Consider the following 16,325-nt stretch of genomic DNA (forward strand, 5'->3'; position numbering starts at 1 on the left):
CCGTCGGCCTTCGGCCGGCGGGGTGACCTCGGTGAAGGCGGGCCCGGAACGCCCGGACCCGACGGCCCTCCGCTCTCCGGACTCGGTGAGGGCGGTTCGCCCCGGATACGCGGAGACCGTCCGTCCTCCGTTGGCCGTGCCCGTCCGAACCCCCGCTGTTGCGCGGCATGTTCCTCTCATCGGGGGAATCCGGACCCGCGCCTCGGCGGCGCAGGGGATCCGGCGGCAATGCGCGAGCCGGGCAGGGCCGCCGAATCCGTCCGGGTCGTTCGCGTGCGGTCCCTTGTCGGAGCAGTGGCCTCCGGAAGTTCACCGAGTGCAAGCCCGGTCTGTCGAGAGCCTCCGTGCCATTTCGGGCCTTTGATTCGATTGGCTGTTCCGCCGCACTCCGGGTGATGCCGACCGGAGTCGTATCAGAACGGAACCGCAGGTCATAAACGAAATGCACCCCGGCGGACGTGTCGCCCGAACACGGCTCCCGAGTTTTCTCGGCCGATGACGGAGTTGCGCTCCTCCACCTGGGCTGACGTGCGTATACGTTCTGATCGCAGACCTGGTTCCGGTCGCGCGGTTTTATCGGCGGCGCGCATGTCGGGAACGCGGACGACGCCGCGATCCCTCCGGTGGGAGAACCCGCAGGGGAAATCGGATCGGAAACGCGGGCGGACCTGGTCATCAGTAGCGCAACAAGAGGGAACTCGTCGGGGAATGCCCGGTGAGTCGTGCCAGTCGTCACCGTCCGGTGGTCGGCTGTTGGTCGGAAACTGGTTCCTTGTTCAGTCTTGTCGAGAAAGGTTGCTTCCCGCCGGTCCCCCTGGCCGGTTTCTCTCCCCCGCATATCGGAGGCAACCGCATGCCAACGCCCCATTCACGACATGCGCAGACGCGTCGCGCCCCCAGGGCACGCCGTTACTTTCGCACCGCGATGACGGCCTCGATGGCCGCTGCCATCGCCGGTTCCATCACCATGGTCCCCGCCCCGGCCGCGGCAGAGCCGTCGGAGAACGGGGACGACGCCGCCTACCGCGGCGGGATCGAGGTCGTCCGGTCGCAGCCCGCCGACGACTCGGTGCTGACGGGCCGGGTGTTCGTCGACGCCGACCGCAACAGCGTCAGCGACCGCGGCGAGGACGGCCTGGCCGGCGTCGTGGTCACCAACGGCCGCGACGTGGTCCGCACCGACCGGCGGGGCCGCTACGAGCTGCCCGCGTTCGACAACATGACGGTGTCGATCACGCAGCCCTCGGGCTACCAGGTGCCGATGGACGAGCACAACATCCCGCAGTTCCACTACAACCACCTGCCCGAGGGGTCCCCGGAGCTGCGCTACGGCGGCATCGAGCCCACCGGACCGCTGCCGTCCGCGATCAACTTCCCGGTCGTGGAGAGCGGGGAGACCGGCGACTCGGACCAGAGCTGCGTCATCGCCGGAGACCTGCAGACCTACGACGAGCAGGAGGTCGAGTACGCGCGCGCCGGCGCCATCAGGGACCTGGCCGAGCGCGACGACTACGCCGGCTGCGGCACCCTGTTCGTCGGCGACGTCGTGGGCGACGACCTGTCGCTCTACCCCGCCGTCAAGGACCTGGTCGCCGAGACCAACGGTCCGGCCCGCTTCCTGCCGGGCAACCACGACCTCGACTTCGACGCGCCGAACTCCGAGCACTCCTTCGACACCTTCCGCGCCCAGCTGGCGCCGGAGTACTACTCCTACGACGTCGGCGACGTGCACGTCGTCGCGCTGAACACCGTCGACTACCCGTGCACCGCGGCCGAGGACAGCCCCGCGGGCATCGCCGAGCACTGCGCGGACCCGGAGGGCCGCCCGGCGTACAACGGCCGCATCGACGACGACCAGCTCGCATGGCTCGAACAGGACCTGGCGCACGTCGACCGCGACAAGCTCGTCGTGGTCGCCGGCCACATCGGCCTGCTCAACTACGCCGACGAGAGCTCCCCGGTGCACCAGGTCGACCAGGTCCGCCGCGTGCACGAACTGCTGGAGGGGCGCAGGGCCGTGGCGCTGTCCGGCCACAGCCACAGCATCGAGAACCTCAAGACCGGTGACGACGTCGAGGGGTGGCGCACCCTCTTCGGTGTCGAGGGACTGCCGTTCCCGCACATCACCGCCGGCGCGATCTCGGGCGACTGGTACTCCGGCGAGGTCGGCGAGGAGGGCTACCCGACGGCGATCGGCCGCGACGGCGGCCGCCCCGGACTGGTGACGCTGGACATCGAGGGCAACGAGTTCCAGGAGCGCTACACCGTCACCGGTGAGTCCGACGACGTGCAGACGCAGCTGGGCATCAACAGCCCGACCTACCGCGAGTGGTTCGCGGAGCGCCAGGAGTGGAACGCCGACCCCGTGGGCGAGGCCCCCGAACTGGACGAGCCCCTGGTGGTCGACCGCTCCGACCTGGCAGGCGGGAGCTGGCTGACGACCAACTTCTTCTTCGGCTCCACCGGCTCGACGGTCGAGGTGAGCATCGACGGCGGGCGGACCAGGGAGGCCACGCGTACCCAGCAGATGGAGGGCGAGGACGTCAACGTCGGCGTCGAGTACTCCGACCCGTACGCGATCTCGCAGCAGCTGGTCCACGGCGGCAGCCTCGCCGACCGGACGATGCACCTGTGGCGGTTCGACCTCCCCAGGAACCTGCGCACCGGTGAGCACACCGCCGAGGTGACCGCGACCGACTCCTACGGCCGCGAGTTCACCGACACCATCGAGTTCGAGGTGGTGGGGCGCCGGTAACGGGGCTCCACCCGGAGGGCCGTCACCCGCAGGGGTGGCGGCCCTCCTCCGTGCGGACCGGCCCCGCGGAAAGGAGGCACGGGCCACGGGACTCCGCGCGGCGGTGACGGGTTCTGGCAGGGCCTCCCACCCGGGTTCCCGCGGATGTTTCACTGCGACAGGAGGCCGGAAGTCACGGCCCCCGCCTCGCCCCGCCCGCGTGCGGCGACTCCGCCGCGCCCCGGGCGTCGGCGAGGCCGTTCCGAAGAACACCGCTGAGGAGAAGCATGCCCACCGTTGCCGCCTACACGGCCACCTCGCCGACCGCGCCCCTGACACCGGGTACGGTCGAGCGCCGCGAGGTCGGCCCCAAGGACGTCCTGATCGACATCGCCTACGCCGGGGTCTGCCACTCCGACATCCACACCGTCCGCGGCGACTGGGGCGAGGTCCCCTACCCGCTGACCGTCGGGCACGAGATCGCCGGCGTGGTCGCCCGGGTCGGCGAGGAGGTCACCGCCCACAAGGTCGGCGACCGGGTCGGCGTGGGGTGCATGGTGGACTCCTGCCGCGAGTGCGCCAACTGCCTGGCGGGGGCCGAGCAGTACTGCCTGCGCGGGTTCACCGACACCTACAACGGCACCGACCGGGACGGCACCACCACCCAGGGCGGCTACTCGACCGGCATCGTGGTCGACGAGCACTTCGTCCTGCGCATCCCCGACACGATCCCCTTCGAGAAGGCCGCCCCGCTGCTGTGCGCGGGGATCACCACCTACTCGCCGCTGCGCAACTGGAACGCCGGACCCGGCACGAAGGTCGCCGTGGTGGGACTGGGCGGCCTGGGGCACATGGCCGTCAAGATCGCCCACGCCCTGGGCGCCGAGGTGACGGTGCTCTCCCAGAGCCTGAAGAAGCGCGAGGACGGGCTGCGGTTCGGCGCCGACCACTACCACGCCACCGCGGACCCGGCCACCTTCGAGCAGCTGGCCGGCGCCTTCGACCTGATCGTCAACACCGTCAGCGCGCCCATCGACCTGGACGCCTACCTGAACCTGCTGGCGCTGGACGGCACGATCGTGAGCGTGGGAGCCCCGCCCGAGCCGGTGTCGGTGACCCTGTTCACGCTGTTCGAGAACCGCCGCTCCTTCGCCGGGTCGAAGATCGGCGGCATCGCCCAGACGCAGGAGATGCTGGACTTCTGCGCCGAGCACGGCATCGCCCCGGAGGTCGAGGTCATCGCCGCCGACGAGGTCAACGACGCCTGGGAGCGGGTACTGGCCTCGGACGTGCGGTACCGGTTCGTCATCGACACCTCCACCCTGGGCGGGTCCTGACCCCGGACCGGGGGAGCCGCCGGACGCCCCGGGGAACGGCCGCGGGGGCAGGCCCTGCCGCACCCTGCGGTGAGGGGGTCCGCCAGGGCCTGCCACCCCGCGGACGCTCCGCCTAGCCTGGGGGCATGGACAAGAACACCGTCCGCGAGTTCCTGGTCAGCAGGCGCGCCCGCGTGACACCGGAACAGGCCGGGATCCCCGCCTACGGGAGCGACCGCCGGGTGCCGGGGCTGCGCCGCGAGGAGGTCGCGATGCTCGCCGACGTCAGCCTCGACTACTACACCCGCCTGGAGCGCGGCAACATCGGCGGCGCCTCCGAGGGCGTCCTGGACGCGATCGCCCGGGCGCTGATGCTGGACGAGGTCGAACGGGCCCACCTGTTCGACCTCGCCCGCGCCGCGTCCGGAAGCCGTGCCCGCGCCGCCTCGCCTCCCCCCGGCGGGGTGCGGGCCTCGGTGCAGCGGATGCTGGACGCGATGGACACCCCGGCCATCGTCCACAACGCCCGCCAGGACCTGGTGGCCGCCAACCGGCTGGGCCGGGCCCTGTACGCGCCGCACTTCGACACCGACCAGCGGCCGCCCAACATGGCGCGGTTCATCTTCCTGGACCCCCGCGCCCGCGACTACTACGCCGACTGGCCACTGGCCCGCCACACCACCGCGGCGACGATGCGCCTGGAAGCCGGCCGCAACCCCCTCGACAGGGAGCTGACCGCGCTGATCGGGGAGCTGTCGGCGCACAGCAGCCACTTCGCCGGGGACTGGGCCCGCCACAACGTCCACAGCCACCGCACCGGCACCAAGTCCTTCCGCCACCCCGACGTCGGCCCCGTCGAGGTCGACTTCGACGTGTTCGAGCCGACCGGGCAGGACAGGTTGTGGATCGTCACCTACACCGTCGAGCCGGGCACCCCCTCGGCCGACGCCCTCGCCCTGCTGGGCACCCTGGCCGCCACCGACGAGGACGGCCGGGACCGCGGCGCCGCCGGCGCGGATGCCGAGAGCCGTCGCGGGCGCTGAGGGAGGGGTTCTCCGACCCCTTCCACGTCCCGGAGGCCCCGGCCTCTCCCGCGGTTCCCCCGGTGGCATCGGCGCCGGTGGTGAACCCGGCACGCGCGGCCGCATGTCCGTGTCGTGCGGGCAGGCCGTGTGTGTCGGCGGAAGCCCCTCGCGGATGTCGGGGCGGACGGGCGGCGCGGCGGCGCGGCGCCCGGCCCGGCGGCGGGAGGACCCTCGGGCAGGCCGTCAGGGCGTGAGGAGCGCCTTGGTGGCGCGGCGCTCGTCCATCGCTCGGTAGCCCTCGGCGGCCTCCTCGAGCGGGAGGGTGAGGTCGAAGACCACGCCGGGGTCGATCCGGCCGCTCATGATGAGGTCGACGAGCTCCGGCAGGAACCGGCGCACGGGGGCCGGGCCGCCGAGGAGGCTCACCGTGGCGAAGAAGAGCTCCAGGCCGTCCAGTTCGACCCCGTGCGAGACGCCCACGTAGCCGACGTGCCCGCCGGGGCGGGTGGCGCCGATGGCCTGCGCCATGGACTCCTGGGTGCCGACGGCCTCGACGGTGGAGTGCGCGCCGTACCCGTCGGTGAGCTCCCTGATCCTCGCGACGCCCTCGGCGCCGCGCTCCTCGACGATGTCGGTGGCGCCGAACCGCCGGGCGAGCGCCTGCCGGTCGGGGTGGCGGGACATGGCGATGATCCGCTCCGAACCGAGGCGCTCGGCGGCCATGACCGCGAGCAGCCCGACCGCGCCGTCGCCGACCACGGCGACCGACTTGCCGAGCCCGGCGTCCGCGGCGACCGCTCCGAACCAGCCGGTGCCGAGAACGTCGGAGGCGGCCAGGAGGCTGCGGGCCTGCTCGGGGGTCGGCTCGCCGGGCACCTTGACGAGGGTGCCGTCGGCGAGGGGGATGCGGGCGTACTCGGCCTGCGTGCCGATCGCGCCCATCATGACCTGGTGGACGCAGCGGGACTGGAAGCCGGACCGGCAGATCTCGCAGGTGTTGTCGCAGGCCACGAAGGAGCCCACGACGAGGTCGCCCGCCCCGACGTAGCGGACACCGGATCCGACCTGCTCGACGACGCCGATGTACTCGTGGCCCATCCGCGCGGGGCCGTCCTGCTGTTCGATGCCGCGGTAGGGCCACAGGTCGGACCCGCAGACACAGGTGGCGGTGACGCGGATGACGGCATCGGTCGGTTCGATGATCGCGGGGTCCGCGACGTCCTCGACCCGGACGTCCCCGGGACCGTGCATGACGACGGCTCGCATGGGTGCTCCTCGGTTGTCGGTTCCTCGAAACCTTCTCCACACCACCACCGTTCCCGTCCGCGTGGAGTTCTACCTGGTGGAGGCGCTGACCGGGGTGTCCTCGCGCGGCCGGGCGCCCCGCCGCCCCCTGAGGAGACGGATCGGGACCACGGCGGCACGGGTGCGGATTCCGGGCGGGGTCCTTCGCCCGGGAGCACCCGTCCGCGCCTGCCGGGGAGGCCGGGAACGGCAACCGTGCAGGCAGGGGTGTCCGATCCGCGGACCCCGGGTAGTGGGGTCGCACGTTCCTGGGCGGAACGGTGACGAAGAGGCGGGTCAGAGCATGTTCCGACACACCGGGCACCTCCAGTGCGAAGCCGAGCCCGAGGCTCCGGACCTCCTGGAGTGAGACTCCGGAGAGGGGTGTGGACACCGCCGCGCCGTCAGCGGGACAGGTGTCCACACCCCCGCGCGGCCGGCCGGCGCCTCACGGCACGTACCCGGCCCGGCCCCGGCCGTCCCGGACGCCGACCCCGCGAAGAGCGCTCCCCAACCATGAAAGGCCGCCCATGATCCGCCCCGAGCCCCGAGGCCCGCTGAGTGAGCGACTGCTCCTCTCCCTGACCCGTCCGCCCCTGGAGGGGGAGGCGACGCTTCCCCGAGGCGTGCCGGCGGTCGCCGACCCGCTCCAGGACGAGGACCTGCAACTGTCCCTGTTCACCTGCTACCAGCTCCACTACTCGGATCTGGAGGGGGTGGACGGCACGTGGGAGTGGAACCCCGCACTGCTCGCCCTGCGCGCGGAGCTGGAGGGCGAGCTGGAGCGCGCCCTGCGCGAGGCCACCCCGGGCCACGGGTGGCAGGGGCAGGAGGACACGCTGCCGTGCGAGGTGCCGACCAGGCTCACGGGGATGACCCGTGCCGCCGGAGGGCCGCCCCTGTCGGCCTTCATGCGGCGGCACGCCACCTTCGGGCAGTACCGGGAGTTCGTCAAGCACCGCTCCCTTTACCACCTGCGCGAGGCCGACCCCCACACCTGGGCGATCCCGCGCGTACAGGGCAGGGCCAAGGCCGCCCTCATCGAGATCCAGGCCGACGAGTACGGGCAGGGGGAGGCCGGGAGAATGCACTCCGAGCTCTTCCGGAACACCATGCGCGGCCTCGGCCTGGACACCGCCTACGGCGCCTACCTGGAGTCGGTCCCGGCGGTGACACTGGCCCTGAACAACACGATGTCGCTCCTCGGCCTCCACCGGCGCCTGCGCGGAGCGCTCCTGGGGCATCTGGCGGCCTTCGAGATGACCTCGACCGGTCCCAACCGCGACCTCTCCCTGGGACTGCAGCGGCTGGGCGTGGCGGTCCAGGTGCGCCGCTACTTCGACGAGCACGTGGAGGCCGATGCCGCGCACGAGCAGATCGCCGCCCGCGACATGTGCGGCTCCTTCGCGGCGGACCACCCCGACCTGGTGCCCGACGTGCTGTTCGGCGCCGCGGCCTGCCTGACCCTGGACCGCCTGTGGGCGGAGCACGTCCTGGGCCGCTGGCAGGAGGGGGAGTCGTCGCTGTCGTCGGCGGACGCCCGGGCGGCCGCGGCCACATGAGTACCCCGGCCGAACTCAGCGTGGTCGTCCCGCTGAAGTGGGAGGACGACGGGGAGGCGGAGGACATGACCGCCTACCTGCGGTTCCTCGCGGGCGTGGTCCACGAGGTGATCGTCGTCGACGGTTCTCCGAAGGCCCTCTTCGACGGGCACGCAGAACTCTGGCGCGGAACGGGGGTACGCCACATCCCCCCGGACCGGGCCGCCGTGTGCGCGAACGGCAAGGTGGCGGGTATCCGCACCGGTGTGACGGCGGCGACCCGCGAGAAGGTCGTGATCGCGGACGACGACGTGAGGTACGACGAGCCCTCGCTGGGGCACGTCTCCCGGCTGCTGGACGGCGCCCACCTGGTCAGGCCCCAGAACTACTTCGACCCGGCGCCCTGGCACGCCGTGTGGGACACCGGGCGCACCCTGCTGAACAGGTCCGTGGGCCAGGACTATCCGGGGACCTTCGGGTTGCGGCGGTCGGCGCTGCTGGGCATCGGCGGCTACGACGGGAACACGCTCTTCGAGAACCTCGAACTGGTGCGCACGGTCCGGGCCGCGGGAGGGACCGAGGTACTGGCGACCGGCCTGTACGTCCGCCGCCTGCCGCCCCGGGCGTCCCGTTTCTGGTCGCAGAGGCCGCGCCAGGCGTACGACGACACGGCCCAGCCCGCGCGCATGGTGCTCTTCCTGTCACTGCTGCCCCTCGCGGGTGTCGCCGCCCTGCGCTCACCCGGGCTCGTGGCGGCCGGGGCCGGGGCCGTCGTCCTGCTCGCCGAAGCGGGCAGGAGGAGGGCGGGGGGAGGCGACGTCTTCCCGGTGCGCGCCTCGCTGGGCGCGCCGTTGTGGGTCCTCGAACGGGCGGTGTGCGCGTGGCCCTCGTTCGCCGCCTGGCTGACGGGGAGAGGCGTTCCCTACGCGGGTTCGAGGCTCACCGCCGCCGCCCACTCACCCCGTCTGCTCAGGCGGAGCCGGGCGGGCACGCTCTCCCTCCGCCCCGCCGGGGGCGGTGAACCCGATCTCCTTGTGCGTGCCGTCGCAGAAGGGGCGGATGGATGACGCACCGCAGCGGCACAGCGCCACCGTCCGGCGGCCCTTGGGGATGGGGTCCCCCTCCGCGTCCAGCAGCCGGAAGGGGCCGCGCAGCAGCAGCGGTCCGTCCGGGCAGGCGGTCACCGAGACCTCCGGGGCGGAAGGGCGTTCGTTCGGCGGGTCGTCTTCCATACGGGGCTCCTGCCCCGGCGGGGGGCACGGAAAACGGCGGCCCCGGCGGGCCCGGCCCTCTCCGCGCCGCCGCGGCCGTCCCGGGCGGGCCGGTGTCGCGGACATACGGGAGGACGGCGTGCGACAGGCGGGAGCGCGGGGAGGGTCACGACGCCTGAGGAGGAACCACGTCCAGGGCCCGGCCGAGAGCGGCGGTGAGTCGCGCAGAACGCCCGGGGAGGTACTGCTCGGCCCACACCCCGGCCGACCGCAGGAAACCGGTCAGGTCGTCCTCGGCGCCGGCCACCAGCCGGCGGAGCCCGGGGGCGGAGGTCTCGATGACCGGGCTGCCCGGCTGTTCCTGGTCGGGAGTCAGGCGCACGGTTCCTCCCGAGACCTCGACGAGCGGGAAGGGGTCGTGGCCGAGGTCGAGCCGAAGACTGCGTTCGTCGAGGTAGTCGAGCCAGTCACGCCACTCGTTGAGGTCGCTGCAGCAGCCGGGCAGCAGGGCGGCGCCGGTCGTGGTGTCGGTGATGCGCATTCCGCCTGCCACGAAGAGCTTGTCCGTCGTGAACAGGGGGTGGAGGAAGCGGTCGAGCGGTTCCGCAGGGCGCGGAGGATCCTCCCCGGGGAACACCCCTTCGACGTCGTTGCAGGCGACGATGAGCATCACCGCCGTACCGATGTCGACGGGGGACATCCCGCCGTGCAGCCGCAGGAAGTCGAAGGTGGTGGGTTTGCCGACGGGCCACAGCGAGAATCCGCCGCGGAAGTGGAGTTCCACCACGGGATGCACGACGATCATGCCGGGAGTCTGCCGCACGGCGGGCGGCGGCGCCACAGGTTTCGGCGGCCGGAGCGGCCCCGGCGGCGCTCGGCACCGGGGGCTTCCCGCACGGGGCGTCCGTCGCAGGGTGGCTGGACCGCTACGCCGCGCACGGCGCCCCTCGTCCGCGTGGTCGCACGGCGGGTCCCCCGTCCTCCTGTGGAGGGGACGGGTTCCCACCGTCCGTCCGCGGTGGGCGGCGGCCCCCGGGACGTGGGAGGCCCTGCCGTGCCCCTGGACGACATGTCCTCCCGGACTCCGGCCGGTGCCCGCGCCCCTGCCTCGACGGCCCCTTCCGGGCGGAGGGCCGCGGCCCCTACGCGTCGGGGACGAGCACGACCTTGCCGATGACGGTGCGGGACTCGGCGAGGGCCAGCGCCGCCGCGGCGTCCGAGAGGGGGATGCGGGCGCCGACCTGCGGCGTCAGGACGCCTTCGGTGAGCAGGCCGAGCACCTGGGCCAGGTCCTCGCGCAGCCGGGCGCGGAAGGCGTCGGCGCGGCGGCTCCCGGCCCAGAAGTTGTAGAAGCCGGCGCTGCGGCCGTTGGGCAGCGCGTTCCACACGCCGAGGCGGCCGAAGAGCTTGAGCACGGGCAGCCGGGAGCCGCCCTCGACGTCCTTGGTCGCGGCGGTCCCGTAGGAGACGAGGGTGCCGCCGCGCCGCAGCAGGTGCCAGGACCGGACGACGCCCTCGCCGCCGACGTGGTCGAACACCGCGTCCACGCCGTGGGGCGCCAGGGAACGGATCCTGTCGTACATGCCCTCGTCGTGGGAGTCGACGGGGGTGGCGCCGAGCTCGCGCACGGCCTCGTGGTGGCGCTGCGCGGCGGTGCCGATCACGGTGATCCCGGAGTGCCGGGCGAGCTGGAGCAGCGTGGTGCCGACCCCGCCGTTGGCGCCGAGGACGACGACCGTGCCGCCGCGCGGCACGGCGGCCGTGCGGTGCAGCATCTGCCACGCGGTGATGCCGTTGACGAGCAGTGTCTCGACGGCCGCGGGGTCCGCGTCCTGCGGCACGGGGACGAGGTCGCGGGCGTCGAGGTGCAGGTGGCTGGTCCAGGCGCCGGTCTTCGTGACGGCGGCGAACCTGCCTCCGAGGAGTGCGGCGTCCACGCCGGGCCCGACGTCGGTGACGGTGCCGACGACGTCGTAGCCGGGCACGAACGGGAACGGGGGCTGGTCGAAGTACTTGCCCCGGCGCATCTGCTGCTCGGCGAACGACACCCCGGTCGCCTCCATGCGGAGCAGGACCCGGCCGGATCCCGGAGCGGCCAGCTGCTGCGTGCGCACCCGCAGGCCGGCGGGCTCCACCTTGCCCGGCAGGAGGATCTGGGTGGCGGTGACGGTGGCGTCTCTGGCGGGGTTCATGCGGGCTCCTCCGGAACATGTTGGGTAACGACTGTAACCTTACGCATGTAATCATGGTGGTGCAAGGTCACCACCGGAAAAACTCGCAGCTGTAAGGTGACGCCATGAAGGTCACGAAGGACACCTCGGCTCCGCGCACCCGCAACCGCCGCGGCCAGGGCGGACGCCTGCGCGAGGACATCGTCGACGCGGCGGTCGCCCTGCTCGACGAGACCGGCGACGAGCGCACCATCACCCTGCGCTCCATCGCGCGCCGGGTCGGGATCGCCGCGCCCTCCATCTACCCGCACTTCTCCGACCAGCCCTCCATCATGCTGGCCGTGGTCCGGCGGGCCTTCGACGAGCTCGAAGCGGCGCTGCGCACGGCACTGGAGCAGGCGGGGGAGGACCCCCGGGCGCGCCTGTACGCCGTGTGCCACGCCTACCTGGACTTCGCCCGCACGCACCCCGAGCGGTACCGCACCATGTTCGGCGGCCTGTGGATGCCCACGCTCGCCGACACCGCGGTCACCGAGGAGGACCTCGTGGCGCTCGGCGACTCCAGCCTGCGGATCCTGTCCGGGGTCCTGGCCGCGTGCGCCGACGCCGGGCTCTCCACGAGTACCGACCCCGGCGCCGACACGTACGCGCTGTGGCTCGGCCTGCACGGGCTCGCGCACCAGCGGTCCGTCACCCGCGTGTTCCCCGGCCCCGACGACATCGGCGAGCGGATGATCCCCGCGCTGGCCCGCCTGCGCGAGGGCTGAGCCCGGCCCGGAGCCGCAGGCGGCCGCTCGCGCGAACGCGGCCGGGCGCGGTCGGCCGCGTCATCCCCGTGCCCGGCGGGCCGCACCGCCGGGTCGCGCGGTCGCGCCGGGCCTCGCGTGTGCCCACGCGAGGAGGCCGGCCAGGGCGTAGGAGGCGCCGAACAGGCAGGAGGCCCACCAGCCCCAGGTGGTGTACGCCCAGGCGGAGGTGACGGCTCCCAGGGCGGAACCCAGGGAGTAGAAGGCCATGTAGGCGCCGATGACGCCACTGGCGCGGTCCGCGTGCGCCGAGGTCAGCAGGTGCTGGTTGCCGACGTGGACGGCCTGGACGGCGAAGTCCAGCAGGACGATCCCGGCGACGAGGGGCCACAGGGTCGGCTCCGTCCGGGCGATGAGCGCCCAGGAGGCGACCAGCAGCACGAGGGACCACCCGCTGATCGGCTGGGCGCGGCCGCCGTCGGCCCACCTTCCCGCCCGGGAGGCCCCGAGGGCCCCGGCGAGGCCCGCCAGCCCGAAGAGGCCGATCTCGGTGGTGCCGAACGACCACGGTTCGGCGCCGAGCGGGAGGGCGAGCCCGCTCCAGAGGGTGCCGAAGGACGCGAAGAGGAAGAAGGCGATGAGGCCCCGGCCGAGGAGCAGGCGGTCGGTGACGGCCAGCCGCGCCATCGTGCCGACCGCCCGCGCGTACGGCTCGCGGGAGGTGCGGGGATCCGGGTGGAGGCCCGCGTGCACGGCCGCGGCGAGCACGGCGCACAGCAGCGCGAGCACGAGGTAGACGGCGCGCCAGCCCACCGTGTCGCCCAGTGCGCCCGCCAGGACGCGGACCCCGAGGATGCCGACCACCACCCCCGACGTGACCGCGCCGATGTTGCGTCCCCGCTCGCCGGGCGCGGAGACGGAGGCGACATGGGCCACGGCGACCTGGACCACGACCGCGAAGAAGCCGGCGGTCGCCAGCCCCGCCGTCGCCACCGCGCCGTTGGGGGCGAGGGCCGTGGTCCCGGCGCCCGCGGCGACGAGCGCCAGGAGCCGGGTGAGGAGCCGCCGCCGGTCCACCACGTCGCCGAGGGGGACCAGCAGGATCAGGCCCGCGAAGTAGCCGAGCTGGCCTGCGGCGGCCAGCTGCCCGAGTGACGCGGGCGCCATCCCCAGGTCGGCGCCCGCGGCTTCCAGGACCGGTTGGATCGCGTACACGGTGGACACCGCCACGGCGCACACCACCGCCAGGACGATGCGCTGAGCACTCGTCACCCCTGTCACCGCCCCACTTCTTTGGTTTCAAAATGCAACCATTGGAGGCTAGGGCATAATGGTTTCAAAGTGCAACCAGCAAAGGAGGGCTTCCATGGCGGAGGCGGAAACCGGCCGTGGCTGGACCGATCCCACGTGCCCGGTCGCCCGAACGGTCGACCTCGTCGGCGACCGGTGGAGCCTGCTCATCGTCCGCGACGCGATGGAGGGCCCGGCGTCCTTCACCGAGTTCCGCCGGCGGCTCGGCATCGCCCGCAACATCCTCAGCGACCGGCTCCGCAAGCTCGTCGACCACGGCGTCCTGGTCACCAGTCCCAGCGGCGGACGACACGTCTACGAGCTGACCGGGGCCGGAAGGGACCTGTTCACCGTCGTGGTGGCGCTGAGGCAGTGGGGGGAGCGCCACGCCTTCGCCGACGGCGAGCCCCGTTCGCGCCTCACCGACGCCGAGGGGCGTCCGCTCGCCGAGCTCCGCCCCCGGGGCCAGGACGGCGCCCCTCTCACCGCCGGTGCGACCCGGGTGGAGAGGGTGGGCTGAAGGGGACCGCGGCGTTCCTCCCGGACGCCGCCGGACGGGACCGGCGGCGCGGCCCGACGCGCGGCGACGCCCCTCCGCGACGCCGTACGGCCGGGTAGGTGTACATGCTGGCCAAACCTGGCCATAGCCTGCGAAAACATCTCATCCAGGTTCGGTGGCCTGCCAGGATGACGCTTCCGACAAGCACTCACCCCTGGAGCGCCCATGCCACGACCCGCCTCGCGCGTCACCGCCGTCGCCGCGGCAGCCGTCGCCGCCCTGTCCCTGCTGTCGGCCCCCGCGCAGGCCGCCTCCTCGACCGGGGCGCTGACGGTGACCCATGTGCGCGCCAACTCGGCGGGCACGGACACCAAGAGCAACCTGAACGGCGAGTACTTCGTCATCAAGAACACCAGCACCAAGACGGTGAACCTGAGGGGGTACGTCCCCGACATCACCAGCAACACCTACGGCCGGGTCCTGCCCTCCTACAACCTCCCTGCGGGAGCGGTGGCCTACGTGCGCACCGGCAGCGGTACCAACCGCCGCGACGCGAGCGGCAACCACCAGGTCTACCGCGGCTACGCCCGCCACGTGCTGCCCAACGACGCCACCGGCCGCAGCCCCGACCTGCGCCTGAAGAGGCCCGGAAGCGCGGACAACAACTCCTCGAGCGGATCCATCAGCTCCTGCAACTGGGGCAGGGCCGCCAACGGCACCACCTACCGCTGCTGACCCCAAGCCCGTCGGCGCCACCGGGCCCGTCCGGGGACTCCCCGGGCGGGCCCGGCCGCCGGTGCGGTACCGTCCCCGGTCGCCCGGAAAACCCGTCACCACCGCTGGTACCGGACACCGCCCCGGCGGCGATCGGACCGTTTCGGCCACGCGGCGGCCATGCGGTGTGGTAGGTCTCGGGGGACACCCTGGGAAAGGCGGGACGTTGGTCAAGATCGCACTGGTCTGCGGAGACGGGCTCCCCGTCAGCGGCCTGCTCACCGTCTTCCGCAACGTCGTGACCCGCTTCCACGGGCGACCGGACCCGCACGAGCCGGTCCCGGCCGACCTCGGCTACTCGTGGCGCCCCGACAAGCCGGCCTTCTTCCCCGACGGCGCCGGAGCGGACTGCTATCCGCCCTGGCTCCGGGTGAGCCGGGCCCGGCCCTGCGCGGGACCGGACCTGGCGGGGGAACTCCTCGACGTGCGGCGGCAGGTCGCCCGGGCGGACGCCCTCGGCCCCGGGGAGAGGGCACGCCTGCACCGGCGCGTCGAGGCCCTGGCCGGCCCCTACCGGGCCTACTTCTCGGAGTGGCTCCACGAGCACGACGTGGACTGGGTGGTGGCGGTCAACATGACCCTCTCCGACGCGGTCCCGGTGACCCTGGCCCTCCACCGCGCCGCGGAGGAGCGCTGGGGCGGCGGGCGCCCCGGCGGAGTCCTCTTCTGGGACCACGACCTGTTCGGCAGCTACGCCGTGCACGAGGGCGACGAACGGGTCTACCCCCCGGCCCCCAACGAGTTCACCCCACTGCCGGGCAGGCACCCCGCGCACCGCTGGGCGGTGGTCTCGGAGGCACTGCGTGCCGAGGCCCGCGGGTACCCCACCCCGCTGGAGCCGGTCACGGTCCCCAACGTGCTGCCCGAGGCTCCCCCCGAGGGGCTGGAGGACCGGCACACGGAGTTCTTGGAGCAGATCGGCGCCGCGCCCGACCAGCCCCTGCTGCTGGTCCCCGTCCGCGTCTTCAGGGTCAAGGGTGTGGAGATCTCGGTCCGGCTCTTCTCCCGCATGCGGCAGGTGAGCCGGGAACAGGGGCGTCCCGAACCCCTTCTCCTGGTCTTCGGGGACCTCGGCGAGGATCCGGACTACACCAAGGAGGTGCTCGACGAGGCCTCGCAGGAAGGGGTGCTGGACCACGTGAGGTTCCTGGACGGGGTGCCGCTGCAGAGCCACCGGGGGACGGACCTTCGCTGGCGCCTCGACGAGGTCGACCTCCTGCGCGTGAGCGCCGCCACGGGCGGCGGGGTGCTGTTCACACCCAACCGCCCGGACGTGGAGAGCGTGGGGCTGGGGCCCGCGCTCGCCACCGTCGCGGGCCTGCCCAGCGCGGTCGGGGACTTCCACGCCTTCTCCGACATCTACGGCGACGCGTTCCTGTGCGCCCGCCTGCACCGGGACGGCGACCTGAGGAGGACCGCCGAGGAGATGCTCGGGCTCATGCGCGCCCGGGTGGGCGGCGAGCCCCGGTTCGCCGAGGGCATGCGGCGGAACAGGGCGAGGATGGACTCCCACTTCCCCGTCGAACCGTGGCGGCGGCTCTGGGAGGAGCTGGTCTCCGTGACGGAAGGGGCCGTCCCGGCGCCGGAGGACCCGGCCGGCGCATGAGCGCGGTCCCGCCCGTGCGGAGGGGTGGGACCGCGAGCCGTCCGGCCCCGTTCGCGCCCGGCCCGGGAGCGGCGGAGCCCCCGCGCGACGCCTCGTCGTGCAGGGGCTCCGCTACAGCGCGGCCGGCC

General features: G+C 73.2%; 14 protein-coding genes. 9 read left to right on the plus strand and 5 right to left on the minus strand.

Annotated features, from left to right (window positions below; genetic code table 11):
* Window positions 1-937 precede the first annotated feature (937 nt).
* The 3 genes from ACWGL3_RS01655 to ACWGL3_RS01665 all read left to right on the plus strand — a co-directional run bounded on the left by ACWGL3_RS01655 (window position 938) and on the right by ACWGL3_RS01665 (window position 5,093).
* Window positions 938-2,755, plus strand: a complete 1,818-nt coding sequence (locus ACWGL3_RS01655) for a calcineurin-like phosphoesterase family protein (protein WP_267945157.1) — start codon at window positions 938-940, stop codon at window positions 2,753-2,755.
* Between the two features lie 266 nt (window positions 2,756-3,021).
* Window positions 3,022-4,071, plus strand: a complete 1,050-nt coding sequence (locus ACWGL3_RS01660; protein WP_267945156.1) for an NAD(P)-dependent alcohol dehydrogenase — start codon at window positions 3,022-3,024, stop codon at window positions 4,069-4,071.
* A gap of 125 nt (window positions 4,072-4,196) precedes the next feature.
* Window positions 4,197-5,093 (plus strand): helix-turn-helix transcriptional regulator, encoded by an 897-nt coding sequence (locus tag ACWGL3_RS01665; RefSeq protein WP_267945155.1) that lies wholly within the window; start codon window positions 4,197-4,199, stop codon window positions 5,091-5,093.
* A 225-nt stretch (window positions 5,094-5,318) separates the two neighbouring features.
* Here ACWGL3_RS01665 and ACWGL3_RS01670 read toward each other — a convergent pair whose 3' ends face one another.
* Window positions 5,319-6,341 (minus strand): zinc-dependent alcohol dehydrogenase family protein, encoded by a 1,023-nt coding sequence (locus tag ACWGL3_RS01670; protein ID WP_267945154.1) that lies wholly within the window; start codon window positions 6,339-6,341, stop codon window positions 5,319-5,321.
* A 548-nt stretch (window positions 6,342-6,889) separates the two neighbouring features.
* Between ACWGL3_RS01670 and ACWGL3_RS01675 the strand changes: the two genes are divergently transcribed.
* Together ACWGL3_RS01675 and ACWGL3_RS01680 are read left to right on the plus strand one after the other, a co-directional pair.
* On the plus strand, window positions 6,890-7,921 hold the full coding sequence (locus ACWGL3_RS01675) for an iron-containing redox enzyme family protein (protein ID WP_452460667.1): 1,032 nt from the start codon (window positions 6,890-6,892) through the stop codon (window positions 7,919-7,921).
* Complete coding sequence (locus ACWGL3_RS01680) at window positions 7,918-8,967, plus strand: glycosyltransferase (protein ID WP_452460668.1); 1,050 nt, start codon at window positions 7,918-7,920, stop codon at window positions 8,965-8,967. The genes ACWGL3_RS01675 and ACWGL3_RS01680 overlap by 4 nt, the downstream gene beginning before the upstream one ends.
* Here ACWGL3_RS01680 and ACWGL3_RS01685 read toward each other — a convergent pair.
* From ACWGL3_RS01685 to ACWGL3_RS01695, 3 genes are all read right to left on the minus strand, one after another.
* Window positions 8,857-9,237 carry a CDGSH iron-sulfur domain-containing protein gene (locus tag ACWGL3_RS01685; protein ID WP_452460669.1) on the minus strand — a complete coding sequence of 127 codons (381 nt, stop codon included), beginning with the start codon at window positions 9,235-9,237 and terminating at the stop codon, window positions 8,857-8,859. The genes ACWGL3_RS01680 and ACWGL3_RS01685 overlap by 111 nt on opposite strands.
* A 40-nt stretch (window positions 9,238-9,277) precedes the next feature.
* A complete protein-coding gene (locus ACWGL3_RS01690) occupies window positions 9,278-9,916 on the minus strand; it encodes a hypothetical protein (RefSeq protein ID WP_267945151.1) in 639 nt (212 codons plus the stop codon).
* A 337-nt stretch (window positions 9,917-10,253) separates the two neighbouring features.
* Window positions 10,254-11,303, minus strand: a complete 1,050-nt coding sequence (locus tag ACWGL3_RS01695) for a medium chain dehydrogenase/reductase family protein (RefSeq protein WP_452460670.1) — start codon at window positions 11,301-11,303, stop codon at window positions 10,254-10,256.
* A gap of 104 nt (window positions 11,304-11,407) precedes the next feature.
* Here ACWGL3_RS01695 and ACWGL3_RS01700 point away from each other — a divergent pair, with 104 nt between their 5' ends.
* Complete coding sequence (locus ACWGL3_RS01700; RefSeq protein WP_267945149.1) at window positions 11,408-12,049, plus strand: TetR/AcrR family transcriptional regulator; 642 nt, start codon at window positions 11,408-11,410, stop codon at window positions 12,047-12,049.
* Window positions 12,050-12,109: 60 nt separating this feature from the next.
* On the opposite strand, the gene ACWGL3_RS01705 is transcribed toward ACWGL3_RS01700, so the two are convergent.
* Window positions 12,110-13,309, minus strand: a complete 1,200-nt coding sequence (locus ACWGL3_RS01705) for an MFS transporter (RefSeq protein ID WP_267945148.1) — start codon at window positions 13,307-13,309, stop codon at window positions 12,110-12,112.
* A gap of 85 nt (window positions 13,310-13,394) precedes the next feature.
* Here ACWGL3_RS01705 and ACWGL3_RS01710 point away from each other — a divergent pair, with 85 nt between their 5' ends.
* The 3 genes from ACWGL3_RS01710 to ACWGL3_RS01720 all read left to right on the plus strand — a co-directional run bounded on the left by ACWGL3_RS01710 (window position 13,395) and on the right by ACWGL3_RS01720 (window position 16,197).
* Entirely contained in the window at window positions 13,395-13,838 is a 444-nt protein-coding gene (locus ACWGL3_RS01710; protein WP_267945147.1) for a winged helix-turn-helix transcriptional regulator, read from the plus strand.
* 204 nt (window positions 13,839-14,042) lie between these two features.
* Complete coding sequence (locus ACWGL3_RS01715; protein WP_267945146.1) at window positions 14,043-14,552, plus strand: lamin tail domain-containing protein; 510 nt, start codon at window positions 14,043-14,045, stop codon at window positions 14,550-14,552.
* 205 nt (window positions 14,553-14,757) lie between these two features.
* Window positions 14,758-16,197, plus strand: a complete 1,440-nt coding sequence (locus ACWGL3_RS01720) for a hypothetical protein (RefSeq protein ID WP_452460671.1) — start codon at window positions 14,758-14,760, stop codon at window positions 16,195-16,197.
* Window positions 16,198-16,325 lie beyond the last annotated feature (128 nt).

This window comes from Nocardiopsis sp. NPDC055824 (assembly GCF_053616335.1).

Bases quoted from the DNA above. Each gene is read 5' to 3' on its own strand.
- ACWGL3_RS01695 (WP_452460670.1), bottom strand. From the start codon at position 11,303: ATGAACCCCGCCAGAGACGCCACCGTCACCGCCACCCAGATCCTCCTG.
- ACWGL3_RS01685 (WP_452460669.1), bottom strand. From the start codon at position 9,237: ATGTCCGCGACACCGGCCCGCCCGGGACGGCCGCGGCGGCGCGGAGAG.
- ACWGL3_RS01655 (WP_267945157.1), top strand. From the start codon at position 938: ATGGCCGCTGCCATCGCCGGTTCCATCACCATGGTCCCCGCCCCGGCC.
- ACWGL3_RS01675 (WP_452460667.1), top strand. From the start codon at position 6,890: ATGATCCGCCCCGAGCCCCGAGGCCCGCTGAGTGAGCGACTGCTCCTC.
- ACWGL3_RS01660 (WP_267945156.1), top strand. From the start codon at position 3,022: ATGCCCACCGTTGCCGCCTACACGGCCACCTCGCCGACCGCGCCCCTG.
- ACWGL3_RS01665 (WP_267945155.1), top strand. From the start codon at position 4,197: ATGGACAAGAACACCGTCCGCGAGTTCCTGGTCAGCAGGCGCGCCCGC.
- ACWGL3_RS01680 (WP_452460668.1), top strand. From the start codon at position 7,918: ATGAGTACCCCGGCCGAACTCAGCGTGGTCGTCCCGCTGAAGTGGGAG.
- ACWGL3_RS01670 (WP_267945154.1), bottom strand. From the start codon at position 6,341: ATGCGAGCCGTCGTCATGCACGGTCCCGGGGACGTCCGGGTCGAGGAC.
- ACWGL3_RS01690 (WP_267945151.1), bottom strand. From the start codon at position 9,916: ATGATCGTCGTGCATCCCGTGGTGGAACTCCACTTCCGCGGCGGATTC.
- ACWGL3_RS01710 (WP_267945147.1), top strand. From the start codon at position 13,395: ATGGCGGAGGCGGAAACCGGCCGTGGCTGGACCGATCCCACGTGCCCG.
- ACWGL3_RS01715 (WP_267945146.1), top strand. From the start codon at position 14,043: ATGCCACGACCCGCCTCGCGCGTCACCGCCGTCGCCGCGGCAGCCGTC.
- ACWGL3_RS01700 (WP_267945149.1), top strand. From the start codon at position 11,408: ATGAAGGTCACGAAGGACACCTCGGCTCCGCGCACCCGCAACCGCCGC.